General features: G+C 57.6%; 14 protein-coding genes. 2 read left to right on the forward strand and 12 right to left on the reverse strand.

Going from position 1 to position 16,759, the window contains the following annotated elements; all coding sequences use genetic code 11:
* Positions 1-22: 22 nt before the first annotated feature.
* The 8 genes from GQF03_RS16725 to GQF03_RS16760 all read right to left on the reverse strand — a co-directional run bounded on the left by GQF03_RS16725 (position 23) and on the right by GQF03_RS16760 (position 11,675).
* On the reverse strand, positions 23-1,384 hold the full coding sequence (locus GQF03_RS16725; RefSeq protein ID WP_161340446.1) for an O-antigen ligase family protein: 1,362 nt from the start codon (positions 1,382-1,384) through the stop codon (positions 23-25).
* Positions 1,384-2,667 carry a Coenzyme F420 hydrogenase/dehydrogenase, beta subunit C-terminal domain gene (locus GQF03_RS16730; RefSeq protein ID WP_206375910.1) on the reverse strand — a complete coding sequence of 428 codons (1,284 nt, stop codon included), beginning with the start codon at positions 2,665-2,667 and terminating at the stop codon, positions 1,384-1,386. Before GQF03_RS16730 ends, GQF03_RS16725 begins: the two co-directional genes overlap by 1 nt.
* 287 nt (positions 2,668-2,954) lie before the next feature.
* Complete coding sequence (locus GQF03_RS16735) at positions 2,955-4,406, reverse strand: oligosaccharide flippase family protein (RefSeq protein ID WP_240958594.1); 1,452 nt, start codon at positions 4,404-4,406, stop codon at positions 2,955-2,957.
* A 1-nt stretch (position 4,407) separates the two neighbouring features.
* Positions 4,408-5,748 (reverse strand): polysaccharide pyruvyl transferase family protein, encoded by a 1,341-nt coding sequence (locus GQF03_RS16740; RefSeq protein ID WP_161340448.1) that lies wholly within the window; start codon positions 5,746-5,748, stop codon positions 4,408-4,410.
* Positions 5,749-5,788: 40 nt separating this feature from the next.
* Positions 5,789-7,330 carry a VPLPA-CTERM-specific exosortase XrtD gene (gene xrtD, locus GQF03_RS16745; RefSeq protein WP_161340449.1) on the reverse strand — a complete coding sequence of 514 codons (1,542 nt, stop codon included), beginning with the start codon at positions 7,328-7,330 and terminating at the stop codon, positions 5,789-5,791.
* 87 nt (positions 7,331-7,417) lie between these two features.
* On the reverse strand, positions 7,418-8,233 hold the full coding sequence (locus GQF03_RS16750) for a P-loop NTPase family protein (RefSeq protein WP_161340450.1): 816 nt from the start codon (positions 8,231-8,233) through the stop codon (positions 7,418-7,420).
* Between the two features lie 12 nt (positions 8,234-8,245).
* Positions 8,246-9,889, reverse strand: a complete 1,644-nt coding sequence (locus GQF03_RS16755; RefSeq protein WP_161340451.1) for a lipopolysaccharide biosynthesis protein — start codon at positions 9,887-9,889, stop codon at positions 8,246-8,248.
* Between the two features lie 313 nt (positions 9,890-10,202).
* A complete protein-coding gene (locus GQF03_RS16760) occupies positions 10,203-11,675 on the reverse strand; it encodes an undecaprenyl-phosphate glucose phosphotransferase (protein ID WP_161340452.1) in 1,473 nt (490 codons plus the stop codon).
* A 258-nt stretch (positions 11,676-11,933) separates the two neighbouring features.
* On the opposite strand from GQF03_RS16760, the gene GQF03_RS16765 reads away from it, so the two are divergent.
* Positions 11,934-12,242 (forward strand): VanZ family protein, encoded by a 309-nt coding sequence (locus GQF03_RS16765; RefSeq protein ID WP_161340453.1) that lies wholly within the window; start codon positions 11,934-11,936, stop codon positions 12,240-12,242.
* Here GQF03_RS16765 and GQF03_RS16770 read toward each other — a convergent pair.
* Together GQF03_RS16770 and GQF03_RS16775 are read right to left on the reverse strand one after the other, a co-directional pair.
* Positions 12,239-12,781 (reverse strand): hypothetical protein, encoded by a 543-nt coding sequence (locus tag GQF03_RS16770; protein WP_161340454.1) that lies wholly within the window; start codon positions 12,779-12,781, stop codon positions 12,239-12,241. The two genes, GQF03_RS16765 and GQF03_RS16770, sit on opposite strands and share 4 nt — an antisense overlap.
* Before the next feature lie 24 nt (positions 12,782-12,805).
* A complete protein-coding gene (locus tag GQF03_RS16775) occupies positions 12,806-13,780 on the reverse strand; it encodes a tRNA-dihydrouridine synthase (RefSeq protein ID WP_206375907.1) in 975 nt (324 codons plus the stop codon).
* A gap of 115 nt (positions 13,781-13,895) precedes the next feature.
* On the opposite strand from GQF03_RS16775, the gene GQF03_RS16780 reads away from it, so the two are divergent.
* Positions 13,896-15,389 carry an AMP nucleosidase gene (locus GQF03_RS16780; RefSeq protein WP_161340456.1) on the forward strand — a complete coding sequence of 498 codons (1,494 nt, stop codon included), beginning with the start codon at positions 13,896-13,898 and terminating at the stop codon, positions 15,387-15,389.
* On the opposite strand, the gene GQF03_RS16785 is transcribed toward GQF03_RS16780, so the two are convergent.
* Positions 15,386-16,279 carry an alpha/beta fold hydrolase gene (locus GQF03_RS16785; protein ID WP_161340457.1) on the reverse strand — a complete coding sequence of 298 codons (894 nt, stop codon included), beginning with the start codon at positions 16,277-16,279 and terminating at the stop codon, positions 15,386-15,388. The two genes, GQF03_RS16780 and GQF03_RS16785, sit on opposite strands and share 4 nt — an antisense overlap.
* Before the next feature lie 77 nt (positions 16,280-16,356).
* Positions 16,357-16,677 (reverse strand): thioredoxin, encoded by a 321-nt coding sequence (gene trxA / locus GQF03_RS16790; RefSeq protein WP_161340458.1) that lies wholly within the window; start codon positions 16,675-16,677, stop codon positions 16,357-16,359.
* Positions 16,678-16,759 lie beyond the last annotated feature (82 nt).

Below are 16,759 nucleotides of genomic sequence, written 5' to 3' on the forward strand. Positions count from 1 at the left end.
CCGTTCCAACCCGGTCCGGAAATTATGATTTTGAAAGACCTGGTGGGTTGGAAACCGCCCCGGCCTGCTCTTGCGGTATCGGTCTCGGCGCCGTTCCGGGCCGCGCCTTTACCGGCACCTCGTTCCAGGCAACGCCTGCGCTGGTCAGCATCCCGAGGAGTATGTTGGTCAACAGCAGCGGCGGCCCAAACAGTCCCACCGACATGCTGGAGACGTCCACCGCGATAAGCGCGCTTGTCAGGTAAAATATGAGTTTCCGGCGATACGGATCCATCGACTTTTTCCGCGCCTTTATCCCGTAGCGGACCGCATTCACATGCGAGAACACATACATCAGGAGTGCCGGAATCCCGCCCTGAACGGCAACAACCACAAAATGGTTCACCAGGTCGATATGCTGCCGCCCGTCGAGCAGCCCGCCCCAATAGTTGATGTCCGTGCCGCCGGTCCCGACGAGCCAGTAATCGCGCCACTGCGCCACCGCGACCTCAAGAAGCTTGGTTCGATACCAGGCATTACCCGAGCTCAGCGCCAGATAGTCGATCAGGTGATAGAAATGCCGGTTGGACGCAAGCTCAAGGAATATCGCCAGCGCCACCAAACTATAAAGAGTCGGCTTGATCATGCTCGGGCGAAGAACATACAGATTGCAGATGATCAGCGTGATAATCGCAAGCCAGGGTCCGCTTGACATCGAGGACAGGCCGGCCCCGATGGCCAGGATGATCGTAATTGTGCACATCTTCTTCTTGCGCGGATTGCTGCGCAGGGCCCAGGCAATACCGGCAATCAGCATCATCGCCATGCCGAAAAAGATATGCACGGACGTACTGACCTTCGCCCGCATGATGCCAAGGCGGAATTCGGGCGCCTTGGGAATCCAGGACCAGGTCTTGTAGGCATCAAGGCCGGTATAGGGTGACGACGTCATAATGCCTTCCTGCCAGCCCATCACAAGCATCACGGCGGAAATGGCAAACAACGGAAAGACCATTGATCCGACATCCTGCATGGAGCGAATGCCCAGCCGGGCAACGAAATACATCAGGACCGTATCGAAACCATAGCCGATCATCTCGGTGGTTTTGTCGAACCCTGCGCCGCCCAGAAATGTCGAAAGGACGTACCACAGCCACAGAAAGAAGACGAGATAATCGACGGAACAGATATTTATCCGGATATTCCGGCCCTGGGCGACGAAGCGAACAAGCAGCGCCAGCGCGATAAGACGCGGCGCGGACATGTCCGCCGGTCCCAGCGGCACCCGGAGATATTCCGGCCAGATCAGCATGGAAAAGACGAGAATGCCGACGGCCGCGCCGGGGCGCACCCAAAGGGCCATTATCCCAAAAAATACGGTTACAAATGCGGTTACGCCAACCATTAGCTCTTTTCCTTCGCCGGAGGCGTCCAGCTTTCAACCTCTATCTGTTTGTTGAGGCGCTTCCTGAAAATTCTGACGACCGTGCCGGTAATTGACTGCACTTTCTCGTAATTCGTCAGATTTGTCCACCAGAACCGCGCCATGCGGAACCCGGTATATTTGGGAACGGCGGCGCCAAAAAGGCGGAGAAGATGAAGCCGCGCCCAGACATTTCCTCTCGTGCCGAGCAGGTTCGGCTGCGATCTTGGAAACAGCGAGGCGTCATGATTTTCAAGCGTGATATATCCCGCCTTTGCCGCCTCGAGAATAAAGTCGCGTCCCTTGCCGGTTCTGGCAACGATCAGCGACTTTCCCGTTTCCCCCTCTTCAATGTCACGATACCACGGATCGCCAACGGCGATATCGGCGAATTCTCCGGTATGGTCCGGGCAGATATAACAGCGCCATTGCCGGTATTTCTGCAAGAACCCCCAGGAGTCCGCATAGGTCATTTCCACCGACTTTTCCGCGCCGTCGTGATCGGTATATATCGCCGTCCACATCCCCGGCCATCCGTTTCCGCGATACCGCAGGTTTTTGAGCCGTGACGGATCCTCGACGCCCGCCTTCTTCAGCAAGTCCAGCGTGCCTTTGGTCGACGGCGTGCCGGCGCAAAAGAAAGCAATGGTCACGCCGATCTTCCTGTCGAGTTCCGGGTCAATCAGTCGCGCCTTTTGAACGGCGGCAACGTCGCAGGGCTTGCCGACGAAGGCGGCCGGAGCACTTTCTTTGACGACACGGTCCAGACCGTCGCAGGGGCTGGCCGGCGCATAGCGCGATCCTGTCGCCGCGGCCAGCTGCTCACGGCTTTTGCTCATCACCGTTTCATTGAGGTAGGGATAGTCCTTGCGGGCATTCGTGTGCAGCACGCCGGAGAATCCCTGTTGCTCGATCGCAAAGGTGGAAAGCGCCGTCGCCGCGCCGCCGCTTGACCCGCTGCCGCGAATTTCAGGATCGGACGCATATCCTTCCCAAACGTCGAGCACCGGCCCCCAGGCCGCCGCCATGTCTTTTTTCAGATGCGGCGTATCAAGGCTGTAGTCGTGTTTCAAATTGACGCCGGGGCAGGATTTCAGCGCCGCCCCCGTTTCATCGGCCGGATTTTCGCGGAGGAAAGGCCGCCGTCCGAGGTCCAGGGACTCCGCCATTTTGAACCGATCAGGCTCCATGAAGGCGCAAACACCGCATCCCGTGCAAAGTTGATTGCGGACAACGTCCGTTATTCCCTTGATACGGTTACTCACTACTCAAATCCCTATATTTCTGGACGCGCCGACAGGCGGACCGCCGGCTGAACCCATTCTCTATCCGTTATTTCCAATTGGCCGTTCATATCGACGCCCTTGCGGCCGTCACCGATCCATAGAACCGAAATTCGGCATATTAATCAATTCACCGCTGTCGATACTCACATGAAAAGAGTTTAAATTTGCATAAAATGAACGCTGAGACGCAAAAACTTTCCTTAAAATAGCGCAAAGTTTATCCCGGGCGGTTTCGTTTGGATGGCGAAAGAGAAAATTCCCCGTACTTACTGTTCAATGCTGCCCGAAGTCGCCTGCGGCGTCTTGCCATGTTCCTTGACCCAGGCAATCAGGTCGGCGGCAAACAGCAACAAAACGGCCAGCGCCACCAGAGAGAAGGCCACCGCGCCGGAAATCTCCAGAACCGGGCTCAGTCCCGTCACCAGGTACAGCGACAAGATCATGGCCGCCGCCATCAGGGCGATAGAAATAATCATCGTCCCGTATAGAGAGGCAAGATGCAATCCCGTCACTTTCCGGATCAGGAAAATGAAGAAGACAGCGGCCAGGAATTCGCCGAAAACACCGCTCAGGACAATGCCGATCACGCCCCAGTCATTCCAGACCGAGAACAACGCCAGGGGCAGCGCGGTACTTCTGAGCATATTCGAATAGAGCGGCAGTTTCGTCTTTCCGCAGGCGACGGCAACCGTTGTCGGTCCCGCCTTGATCATCCGAATGCCCTGCATCAGGGCAAGCCAGGGGATGATATAGGCCCCGCCCAGGTATTTTTCGCCGAAAAGCACCACCGACAGGGACGGGCCGCCAAGGGCCAGCCCGACGGCCATTAATGTTCCGAGAATAAAGAACGCCTTGGTTGACGCCACGGCGCTTTTCCCAAGCAGTTCCGGATCCGTCTGGGTTTTGGCAATCATCGGCGTCATGAGATTTTGCGCCGCACTCATCAGAACAATTGCCGGAAACAGCGTCAGCGTGAATGCCGCGCTGAACCAGCCCAGATTCTCCATATCATAGGCGATCCCGACAATGCCGCGATCGGCCTGGAAAATGCCGAACATCAGTAATCCGTTCAGCATCAGGGGCCAGCCGAAGGTAAATATGCGGTGCAGATATTCCTTGTCCATCGCCAGCTTGAACTTTCGCTCCGCCAGCAGAAAGGACAGCAGGACGGTGGTTACCGCCTGAATGGTAATGATCCAGAGCATCACCCGGTAGTCGCCGAAATAAAGCGCAAGAGGCGCGGAGACCGCCAGCGTAATAACCTGCGGCACACTGCCGATGATGGCGAGGGGGCCAAACCGCATGGCCCGCTGAAACCGGGCGGAATCCATATGGACAAATCCGGTGATAAGGGGCAGCACGGCAAGCCACTGAAACGCCCAGACGACTTCCGGTAATTTGAACAGATGGGCAACCGGGCTGGCCACTGCATAGAGGACTATGGCGAGAAAAATTCCGCGCAGGATGTTAAACGCTTGCGCCGTCGCCTGCAGCTTGGGTTCATTGCCATCAACCGCCTGGATAATCAGCCTGTCGACACCAAGGCCCGTCGCCATTTGTATCAACGCCATGGTGATGCCGAAGGTCGCGGCGATACCGTAGTCTTCGACGCTGATCAAACGGGTGATGATGATGTTGCGCGCAAAAGTGCAAATTGCGCCTATCGCGCTGCCTGATGAAAGAAGTAGCCCGCTTTTTATGAAGCCATGTAGACGCAATCTAGTTACTTTCTCTATTTTCAGGGCTGCGGGCGCTGGATAGATTTTTTATCGTATTCGCAATAATGGAGAGTTGGCTGTTGGTCCGCTCCTTGATTTCCGGGAGCGCTTTTTCAAGGGATTGCCTGATTTCCTTCCACCTCAGGAAAGACCCCTTCATGCCGTCGATAACCTCTTGCGTGTCCTGCTCGCGGGGATCGAAAACCTCGCCGCCCTGACCGCAGGTGTCAAAAACGCCGCGGGTCTTGTCGCTGTAGGCGATGGCGGCCGCCGGAATGCCCTGCGACAGCGCCGCAATCGTCGAATGCATTCTCGTGCCGCAAAACCAGTCCATCTTCGAGATCAGCCATTTGACCTGGTTCTGATCAAGGGTATCGGGCGAAACGAAGACGCGGCCCTGATATTTGTCTTCGAGGGTTTTCGCGACTTTCTCGCAGGCCGCATAGTCCGACTCCGTATATTGCCGTCCGCTCATCACATGCGGGATAAGGACAAGCCGCGCGCCCGTCTCCTCGAGCAGCCAGTTACAGAACCCGAGGATGATCTGCCCGTAATCCGCCTTGAAGTGATATCGGGAATAGGCGGCATCGGGATCATTATAGATCAGGCCGCTGACATTCAGGCCAACGAGGGGCGAATTCGTATCTGTTTCGGAAATCGTCTGCAGGAGCGCCGGATCGATCAGCTCCTCGGCGTTTCTGGCGCCAAGGGCGAAGGCAATATCCACCCCGCTTCTGTGCCGGTCCGCGTCGAATTCCTCGCCCAGCATGTTTTGCAGGATCTTGAAGCTGTTCGGGTCGCGGGCCCAGGCCATATCCGCGCCCTTCACCGCCTTGACCGCAATATCGTTGAATTTCGGATCGTAATAGGGGCCATAGGTTTGCGGCAGCAGGATCAGCGGGACATGCCGCTTGAGCGTGATCAATTTGGGCCGGACGACACTCATGAAACGTTTGACGCCATAGATATCGCTGAAGCTGTCGCCGCCGGAGACATCAAGAACCACATCGAACTGGTCAATATCGTGAATCACCGAATTCAGCAGGCCGCCAAGGGCGCCAAGATGCGAGGCGACGGAAATGGCAATGATATTTTCCTGCAGGTAATAGCGGTGGCCGGCGCGAATGCCGATATGGTCGATATCGATCGTGTTGCCTTGCGAGAAATGATGGGTTTTCGTCCTTTTTCCAAGCTCGTTATCGAAGACGGAAAAACGGGCATTCGGCAACAGCCGGGTAATGCCTTCGACGGTTGATGCGAAGAGAGCCGAGACGCCCATATTATAGGTGTCGGGAGCGGCGCCGAACAACCCGATCTTGATTACAGATTCTTTTTCAGACATTTTCCTGTACTTACCTGACTAACCCTTCTGACCCAACCGCCTAGTCCGGCACATAGGCCGGGAGAACCTTGAACAATTCCTGGGCGAAACCGGTAAGCTCCCGGTCCGCCAGAACCTCCGACATCGTCGTTTCGATCGGCATGGTGAGACGGATGAGTGCGCCGTCGGTCCGCGCCGATGACAAACCGCCCCACAACAGATTGAACTTCGCAATATACTCGTTTGCAATATATTTTCCGCGTTGCTTGAACCAGTAATAGACAAGCAGCCTGTCCTCGCCATGGGTCACCAGCACGCGGTTGACCGGAACCTGCCGTTCTCCGTCCGTTATCGTGATTTCGGAAAGGTCCTCGATCTTCCAACCGCCGGACGGGATGCAGACCCGCGGTGAATGCGGGGTGCTGCCGGCCGATTGTTGCTCGTAGTACCCAATGAATAACGTAACGGGCGGAACATTTCCGTCGCGGTAATGACCAAGAAAATAATCGCTCATATTGAGGATCGTCTGTTCGACCCCGGGCAGCACATCCTCCTCGGCGATCATATCGTTGATCTTGAGCGGGAAACTGTTGAACGCCCGCCGCTCCGGAATTTCCGGCGGAATGTTGCGCAGCGCCAAAATCGACGGGACAAGGACAATGCAGAGCAGCATCGCACCGATCACGGGGCCCAGCCGCAACGGCTTTTCCTCGCGCTGCTCTTCCGGGACGGATACCTTGAGAACACCGCCGCCAATCGTCGCCTTCTCGCGTTTCGTCAGCGTCAGATAACAGATCGCCAGCATCACCGCGAAGGAAAACAGGAAAAACACCCAGCCTTCGAACAGATGGAAGAACCCGTCGGAGACGGCCGTGTCCGTCCATTCGGCAAACGCGCCGGTGAGAAATATCCGCACGCTGTTCATAATGACCGAAACGACGGCGGCGAGCAGGACGAAGAGCCCCCGCTTCCACAGCGGCATGTCGAACAGCATCGCCAGCAGGACGCCAAGGCCGATCATCGGGTAAAGATAGCGCAGGCCCGCACAGGCCTCGACAACCGCGAGCTTGATGGTTCCCATGTCGATGATGTTGCCGTCCTGAAACACCGACAGCCCGGCGAAGCGCAGCAGGCCGACGCTCATATCCGTCGAGAGCAGTTGCAGGCCATAGGTCAGATTGGCGTTCAGAAATGCCGGGGGCGGCACGACGAAGGGAAGCAGGACGAGGGAGGGGAGGACATAACGGCCGTAGGTCACACCGCCGAAAACGACGAAAAGCCCAAGGATCATCAGCAGCAGGCTGATATGGCGGACATTGATGATCCCCGCCTTGATGGCCAGCGCATAGGCCGCCGCGGCAAGGATGCAGAAAACGAGCCCGGCCCAGTTGCCGCGCCTGTCATGGGACTGCAGCAGCGGCCGCCGAGCCCAGAGAAGATACAGCGCGACGACAAGCATGAGGGGTCCATGGCTGAACTCCTCGACATTCATCCAGTCATGCCACAGCAGCAGGCCGTCGGGAATATAGATTAGCAGAACCAGGCACAGAAGGGCTGGCAGCAACAGTCGGGTGCGGTCAATCCTTTGTAATGCCAGTTCCATTCATCCTCTCGCTACTGCTCCTTTTCCCATATCAACGCGGCAATTGCGGCAATTTTGCGACCGGAACCTCGGATCCGCCGTCTGGGTCTAGTAATAGTATGTTTTGGCGACTTCCGTTGATTTGTTCAGAACAACACCCAAGAGGTTACTCGATTGCAGCTGCCGGCGGCAGTCCTTGACTTCGCTGGGCTTTGTTTCGCCGCTGGCCACGACCATCAGGACGCAATCGACCTGGGGCAGGAAGGCGATGGCGTCGTCCGTTGATTTCAGGGGTGGCAAATCGAAAATGCAGATGCGCTTCTCATAGCGGTCGCGCAAATCCGCCACGACGGACTTCACCTTGCGTGACGTCAGGATTTCCGTGGAGTTCTTGACAGGCCGGCGGTTCGGCAGCACGACGAAGCGCGGAATGCCGGGATTGACCAGCGTATCGTTGAATTCGATCTTGCCATCGAGATAGTCGGCGAAGCTGATATCCTTCGGCAGCCCGAGATAGGCGGCAACCTGTGGGCGGCGCAGGTCGAAATCGACAAGCAGGGCCGTATAGTCGGTTTGCTTCGCGATACTGAGCGCGAGGTTGATGGCGACCACCGTCTTGCCGCAGGCCGGCGTCGGCGAGGTAATGGCGAGGGTCCGCCAGTTGTTCGCCTCCATCTTGGCCAGGACCTGCGTGCGCAGGATATCGAAACTGATCGAATTGGGATCTTCATTATCGATCGTGATGATCCGGTTTTCTTCCAGATGCCCAAGGTCGAGATCGACGACACGGGTCTGGTTATAGACAATCGGTCCGTCAATGACATCCGCGCCCTTAACGGCCTTTCGCGCCGCACCGGGGGCATCGGTCAAACCGCCAGTCTTGCTTTCTCTGGCCTTCGCGATTGCTTCTTTAATTCGTTCCACGTGAACCCCCTATTAAAGTGTGACGATGAGCCTGTCGAAGGCTACCCAGACCCGGTAGAAAAGGTCGTCCAGCGGCTCGTATAGATAATGCACCGCCGCCAGCAACCCGGCGATCAGCAATATTGGAATAAGCATATACACGACAACTTTCAGCCGATGGCGGATTGTTTCATCCTTTGTGTGAATATAGGGAATGGAAACAATCGGCGGATGCTTGAGAACGGCTTCGAGTTCCGACGCGCTGTGGATCCGCTTGTCAAGAAGCTCGACAAGGAACACGCAGGCAACGCCAAGCGCGAAGGCGACAAATCCGCCAACACCCAGGATTTTGGTCCGGTTCGGCGAAACGGGCTCGGTGGGCACCACCGGCGGTTCCAGCATGACAAAGCGTTCCGCCTTTTTCTCTTCTTCGAGATTTTGCGAAAGCTGCGCCTGTGTCTGCTTGGATTCCAGCGAATTCAGTTTCTCCAGAAGGTCCGAATAGGTCCGGTTCAAGACTGTCAGGCCGCGTTCGACCTGCGGGATTTCGAGGATGATGGCCTCAAGATCGGCAATTTTCTTGGTCATCGTCGCGATCTGGCGGCGGGTTTCCGCGATTTTGTCATCTGCCGCGGCAAGCCGTATCTGCAGCGTCTCGACGAGCGGATTGAAGGCGGTGCTTGCCGCAGATTGATCCTGCGATGCGGCGGCGAGCGCGGCGGCCGCTTCCTCTTCAACCTGCTTTTCAAGCGCTTCAATGCGCTTTTTCAGCGCAATGACGTTGGGATGCGATTCCGTCAGGCGGGTCGATGCCTCAAGCAGCTGATCCTTCAGGCTCGAGAGATTTCGTGCCAGTTCCGTTTGCTCACCGGCGCCGCCGACGCGGCCCGTCCGCGCCGATGTCAGCTCGATCTGCAGATACCGCTTGTCTTCTTCAAGCGCCCGCAAATCGCGGCGTAAATCGCGGATTTGCTGCTCGGACCGGTCCAGCATGCTCTGGCGCAGCCCAAGATGTTCGGGAAGCGCCTCCCGGTATTTCTGTTTATAGGCAACGATCTCGCTTTCAACCTGCGTCAACTGGCGCCGGACCTTTTCCGCCTCATCGGAGAGGAAGGCCGTCGCCTCGGAGGCGCGTTCAGTTCGTGTCCGCACATTCTCGCTCAGGAAAAGCGTGACAAGTTCATTTGCGACATCCGCCGCAATCTGTGGATTTTCATGATTGAAGGCGACCGTAAAAGCAATCGTCGTATCCCCTCTCCGGCGGGTACCGCTCATGGAGGAGGTAATGACGTCGATGCCGATTTCATCCTGCATCTTGCCGACAAGATCCGTTACCGTCAGAAACTTCCGGTCATCCCCATACACATTGTATTTGTCGATGATCTTGAGCAGGTTTTCCCGCGTCATCACCCGCTGCTCAATCACCCGGATGCGCTGATCCGGATCGGTCTGGATGGTTGACTCGATCAGATCAGGAGAAATCTGCTGCGTTTCGACGAGAATGGTGCCCCAGGACGAATAAAGCGGTGGTAAGACCAGGATAACCGCAAAGCTTCCGGCCAGAACCAGAAGAAAGGGGATCAGAAAGAACAGGAAACGCCGCCGCGCTGCCGAAATAATCCGCTCGATGTTGATCGGCGAAGCCTCTTCTTCATGTAAGGTGTAGTCTTGGCTCATATTATTGCTCGAATTCGTTCAATTCAATCGACTAAGAAAATTTCCGGCGGCGCATTGCCGCCCGCATTTATGGTTAGAATTTTACAACCATCCAAGCCGATCAACAAATGCCACAGGCCTTTTTAGGCTCAAAGAGTTAAGGAATGGTTGGTAACTGATATAAATTGGCAACATTGCGCTAAATTTTACTTTTCCCGCTACCCGTATCGGCCCGAAGGAAGATTATTCATGGGCATAATACCACAGGGAAAACCATACAAAATCACATCCTCTTTGTCCGCATCAACGGCTTTGTTGTCAAGCGCTCATACGGTCAGTAGGCGTTTTTATTGATGAATCCGACGAACACCGTCATCACGAGTATCTGCAGATCGAAAAACAACGACCAATTCTCGACATAATAGGTATCGTAATTAACGCGGGCCTCCATTTTTTCAAGCGTGTCCGTCTCGCCGCGATAGCCCTTTACCTGCGCCCAGCCGGTAATGCCGGGCTTCACCTTGTGGCGGGCGAAATAGCCGTCAATCAGCGCCGAATATTCCTCGTTATGGTCGATGGCATGGGGCCGCGGGCCGACCAGGGACATGGTGCCGTTGACGACATTGAAAAGCTGCGGCAGCTCGTCAAGGCTCGTCCGGCGGATGAATTTGCCGACCCTGGTGATGCGCGGATCGTCCTTGGACGCCTGCACGGTTTTCTCCCGCTCTTCACCGTCGTGATACATCGAGCGGAACTTGTAGATTTCGAAAATCTTGTTGTTGTAGCCATAGCGCTTCTGCTTGAACAGGACGGGGCCCTTGCTTTCCATCTTGATGGCGATGGCGATGATAAGCAGCAGCGGCGAGAAGAGGAGCAGCGCCAGCGAACCGAGGATGCGATCCTCGAGCGCCTTGACGACGATCTTGAAACCGGAGAGGGGGGAGTCCACCACCTCGATCATCGGCAGGCCGCCGAAATGGTTGGGGGACGGCCGATGGGGAAACCGGAATCCGACCAGATCGGACACCAGATGCACATGGGCGGGAAGCTCGCGCAGGCGGCTGACAATTTCCAGCTGCCGCTCGTCGGCATTCCAGGGCAAGGCGACAATGATGTCATCGACATGGTTGTTCCGCACGAACTTGATCAACGCATCGAGATTGCCAAGGAGCGGATATCCGGCGACCGTCGGGCCGACGCGGCCGATGCGGTCATCGAAAATGCCGATCACCTTGTTCACCGTCGGCTTTTCATTTTCCAGTTGGCGCAGCAGCTGTTCCGTCTGCTTGCCGCCGCCCAGCACGACGATTTTCCGCGTGCAGATCCCGCGGTCCGCAAGGTAATTGATGATAAAAAACGCGATGAGGCGGTAGATGACAATGACGGCGAACGACGACAGCCCGAAGCTGTAGAGCCAGATGCGGGAATATTCGTCCGACACCTTGAGCGAAAAGGCCACGGCCAGCAGCAGCATGAAGGTCGTCAGACAGACGATCGCCAGATTTGGAATATTGGTCAGCGGCGCCAGCAGCGTCGAGAAGGAGGAAATCCCCGCATAGCGGCCGAGAAAGAAGAAGACAATCAGCGCCAGAACCACGGCATAGAGATAACTCTCATGGGCGAACAGGCTGCTGCCGATCACGACATAGTGGGAAACATATCCCGCCAGAAACAGCCAGAAAATATCGAGAAAATTGAAAATCCGCGACAGAACGCGCGACGACAGCGGATAGCCGCCCCCCTGGGAAGATACATTCTCGGAGGAAATCTTCTTACTGTTTAACCCGTTATCCGAAATCTTGTTCAACGAATTTCTCCGACGTCAGGCGCTTTGAGAACGCAGCCCATTACCCTCTGGCCTATCCTGGTTGATGAAGCTTATCTCGACGGTGCCCGCAAAAAATACTATAACTTTTACAAACTCTTGCCGGTAATTTACACTGCTTAAGGTTAATTTTTCCTAAACTCAGTGGCGCCTGTAAAATCTATGTCTGTTTTAAACGTTAATGCGCAAAAAAGCGAACGAATTGCCTTTTATTTATGGGTCGCCGGCTTGTTCGCTCTGGTGATCTTATCTTTATTGCCGCCGGGGAGCGAGCCATCCTTCACCAATATTGTCGGTGACAAGATCAGGCATTTCACCGCCTATGCAATTTTGTCCCTGATTGCCTGTCACGCCGTCGGGACCTGGCGGTCACGCGCCACGCTTTGCGCCCTCACATTGATGGTAAGCATCCTCGTCGAGTTTCTCCAGCCTTTAACCGGCCGCGACTTTGAAGTTCTGGACATTGTGGCAAATATGTCCGGAATTCTGGCCGGAATGGGGATAATGTTTCTCCTGCTGCGCCGCCGCGCCGCGAAGGCCCCGGGCTAACGCTGTCTCAGGCTGCGATCCCATAGGGAAAACTGCACGCCGTAGCGGTCTTCGCGAATCTCGAGATAGGCGGTACCGACCTGCCATTTCAATGTTTTACCACCCTGTTGCACCTCTGGCGGGCCATATTTCTTCGCGAATTCCGCCGGTATTTCCGACTGCCGCAATGTCTGGTCCGGCAGGCTCGCATCGATTTTCCAGATCCGGTGCCCGTCCTCGGGCGGGGAGAAGCTGATCCGATAGCGGATGCGGCGGCCGTCGGCGGCATGCGGCGCCACGCAGACGAGCAGTTGGACGGGCCCGGCGGCGCCATCATACCGGCTTTCGGCGGCGCATTCGGCGCCCGCGATTTCCTCTGCAACCGCCCCCTCGCCGAGGCGATATCCGGTCTCGGTCAGGAGCGCGCCCGGCAAGGTCGCCGCCGGTGGCGGCGGCGGGGCGGTACAGCTGGTGACGCTCACCCCGGCAGCCATGAGAAGCGCGAAAAGCCGCAGAAAAATGCCCGCGCGGCTGCTTTCCTGCGATCGGGCAATTGGCACCGGACTCCTTGCGCCCTTTCCCATTTACGCCGCCGCCGGCAGGTCGGCCCGCGCCCTTTCGACATCCCGCAGGATATCGTCCGGGGTGTCATGGCGCCGGATCTTGAGGAACAGGTCGCCGGCATCGCCATAGGTCCGCCCGAGCAACTTGATCCATTGCTTCAACCGCCCGGCCTCCCGCGGGGGATTATCCATGCCGCGGATGAGGGCGCGATACTCCGTGATCAGGGAAAGAATGTCTGGCCAGTCAAGCGCGGGCGTCGACGGCTGTCCCTTGCGGGCGGCGGCAATTTCCCGGCCAAGGCCCGGGCGCGCAATCACGCCGCGGCCAACCATCACGTCATCGCATCCACTGATCTCGCGGCAGATCGCATAGTCCGCCGCCGTCCAGATTTCCCCGTTGGCGACCACCGGAATGTCCAGCCGTTCCCGGATCGGGCGGAGGCAGTCCCAATGCGCGGGCGGGCGGTAACCTTCCATCTTGGTGCGCGCATGCACGGTAAGCTTGCCCGCACCGGCCGCCGCAACCGCCAGCGCATTGTCGAGGGCCAGCGCCTTGTCCGAGAAGCCGAGGCGCATTTTCGCGCTGACCGGCACATTCCCGGGCACCGCGCGACGCACGGCAGAGACAATCTCATGCAGTCTTTCCGGCCATTGCAGCAGCGTCGCCCCGGCATCATGGCGATTGACGGTTTTGGCCGGGCAGCCGAAATTGAGATCGATCCCCGGCGCGCCAAGCTCGGCGGCGAAGGCAGCATTTTCCGCCATGACCTGCGCCTCTCCACCCATGATCTGCACATGCACCGGCACGCCCGCCGCCGTCTGGCCGCCCTGTTTCAGTTCCGGGCAGAGGTGATGGAACACGGAGGCCGGATAGAGATGCTGGCTGACGCGCACGAATTCCGACACGCACAGATCGAACCCGCCGATCCGCGTCAGCATATCGCGCATATAGACATCGACGACCCCTTCCATGGGGGCCAGCGTCACTGTTGCCACCGACTTTATTCCTCTATTTTCCTTGTCATATTTTAATGGTAAAATCACACCGATCACAAAGAAAGATATTATCGGAGCTGTCATAGGGGCAGTTCAATGTAAAAGGAAGATTAAAATGAGTGAATTTCTGACCGGCACCGCCCAACCCCACGGAAATGCAACGGACCTTCAGGAATTCACCGACGCAGAGGCGGCGTTCGACTATATCAAGTCGCTCTATGAGGCGAACATCGCCAAGGTCAAGCACCGCTTCGCGCGGTTCGAGGCCGGCGACAAGACAAGCCCGGCGGAACCCGGCTATTATCCCTATCTCGGCCTGACGGTGGAATCCACCGACATCACCCGTTCCGGCAAGCGGTCCTACGGCAAGATCGACGCGGCGGGCACCTTCGGTACGACATTGACGCAGCCGGACCTGTTCGAGAGTTATTACAAGGAGCAGATCCGCCTCATCCTCAAGAACCATCAGCGGCCGGTCTATGTCGGCCTCAGCAACCGGCAGATGCCGCTTCCCTTCGTGATCGAGGCCGCGTCGTCGAACGTGTCCGCCGATGACATTCCGGCGCTGCAGGCGATTTTCACGATGCCGGAGCTGGCCAATATCAACGACAGCATCGCCAACGGCACCTTTGTACCGGCCGAGGGGCTGCCGCGCCCGCTCGCGCTGTTCACGGCGGAACGCGTGGATTATTCGCTGGCCCGGCTTTCCCATTACACGGGCACGGTGCCGGAATATTTCCAGCGGTTCGTCCTGTTCACCAACTACCAGCGCTATGTCGACGAATTCATCGAATATGGAAAAAAGCAGGTACTGGAGGGGGATGAGTATCACGCCTTCGTCGAGCCGGGGAATGTCGTCACCCCCAATCCGCAGCTGACGGACAGGCCGCCGACCGGCACGCCGCCGGGGCATCTTCCGCAGATGCCCGCCTATCACCTTGTAGGGGAGCGGCATATGGGCATCACGCTCGTCAATATCGGGGTCGGGCCGTCGAATGCGAAGACGATTACCGACCATATTGCCGTGCTGCGGCCCCATTGCTGGCTGATGGTCGGTCATTGCGGCGGCCTTCGCCATACGCAGCGGCTCGGCGATTTCGTCCTCGCCCATGCCTATGTGCGCGAGGATCATGTGCTGGACGAGGATCTGCACCCCTCGATCCCGCTTCCCGCCATCGCCGAGATCCAGGTCGCCCTCACCGACGCGGTGGCGCGCGCCGCCGATCTCTCCACGGGCGGCGCCGATATCAAGGAGCATTTCCGCACCGGCACCGTCTATACGACCGATGATCGGGACTGGGAGCTGCGCCATAAAGACCTCGCCATCCGCTTCAACCAGTCGCGCGCGATTGCCGTCGATATGGAGAGCGCGACCATCGCCGCCAACGGCTTTCGCTTCCGCGTGCCCTACGGCACCCTTCTATGCGTCTCGGACAAGCCGATCCATGGCGAAATCAAGCTGCCCGGCATGGCCAATAAATTCTATCAGGACCGGACGGCCAAGCATCTGCATATCGGGATCGATACGCTGCGGCAGCTCCGCCTGCGCGGGGTGGAGAGCCTGCATTCGCGGAAATTACGGAGTTTCGACGAGCCGGCCTTCCGCTAGCCCGCGCGGTTGGCGGCGAGATGCGGGATCAGCAGGCCCGCCAGATGATCACAGAGCGCGGGTGAGAGATCATGCCCCATGCCGTCCACCAGTTCCAGTTTTGCACCGGGGATCAGGCGCGCCGTATCCTCCCCGGCGGCGTAGGGGACAAGCGGATCATCCTTGCCGTGAATCACCAGGGTTGGCGCCGTGACGCCGGGAAGCTCCGATACCCGCGGATTGGCGGCAAGCACAACCGCATACTGGCGCAGATAGCCGGTCGGGCAATAGCTGCGCACCACACAGGCGCGGATATGCTCTTCCAGCGCCGCGCGATCCCAGCGGAATCCCGGGCTGCCGATCACGTCATTCACCTGCAGCCCAAAGGCGACCACATCCTCGACCGCCTGGCTGGCCGGCGCCGACATCAGCACCGAGGTTGCGGCGGGGGTCGACGGCGGCAGGTGGCGGTTGCCGCTCGATGACATGATGGAGGTCAGGGAATACAGCTTTTCGGGATAGAAAATCGCCATCAGCTGCGCGATCATCCCGCCCATCGACATGCCGACCATATGCGCGCGATCGATCCCGAGCCCGGCCATCAGCCCGGCGACATCGGCGGCCATATCGCTCAAATGATAGGGAACCTCGGGCGGCTGCCCCGTCTGCAGCTGCTGCATGAGCCGCGGCAGATCCGGCAGGCCCTTCTGCTCCAGCTTCTGGGAGAGGCCGATATCGCGGTTGTCGAACCGCACCACATGGAATTTCTCCGCCGCGAGCGCCTCGCAGAAGGCGGCGGGCCAGTCAATCAGCTGGAACCCCAGCCCGGCAATCAGGATCACCGCCGGATCGGACGAGGCGCCGAATGTCTCATATTCAAGGGAGAGGCCGTTGCTGATCAGGTTTGCCATGGGCGGGAGGTCCCTTTTCCGTATAAAAAAGCGGACCAGAATGGCCCGCTTTTCAGTGTTTTATCTCGAATTTTTCGTTAGCCCGCCGACTTGATCCAGTCTTCGATGGCACTTTTCGGCGAGGCGCCGACTTTCGTCGCCGCAATCTGTCCGTCCTTGAACAGCATCAGCGTCGGAATGCCGCGCACGCCGTATTTCGTCGGCGTATTCGGATTTTCGTCGATATTAATTTTGGCGATTTTCAGATTATCGCCCATTTCCTGGGAAATTTCGTCAAGCGCCGGGGCAATCTGCTTACAAGGACCGCACCATTCGGCCCAGAAGTCGACCAAAACCAGGCCAGAGCTATCCAGGACATCCTCTTTGAAGGAAGCGTCGGTGACTTTCGTAGTGGTCATAATATCCTCATTTCAGGCAATAAATTACAAGTTCTCCGGCACCCCGGCGGAAACTCTTCCCTGTTATAATTACGTATCCCCC

The organism is Sneathiella chungangensis (assembly GCF_009882935.1).
GTDB classification, from domain to species: Bacteria; Pseudomonadota; Alphaproteobacteria; order Sneathiellales; family Sneathiellaceae; genus Sneathiella; species Sneathiella chungangensis.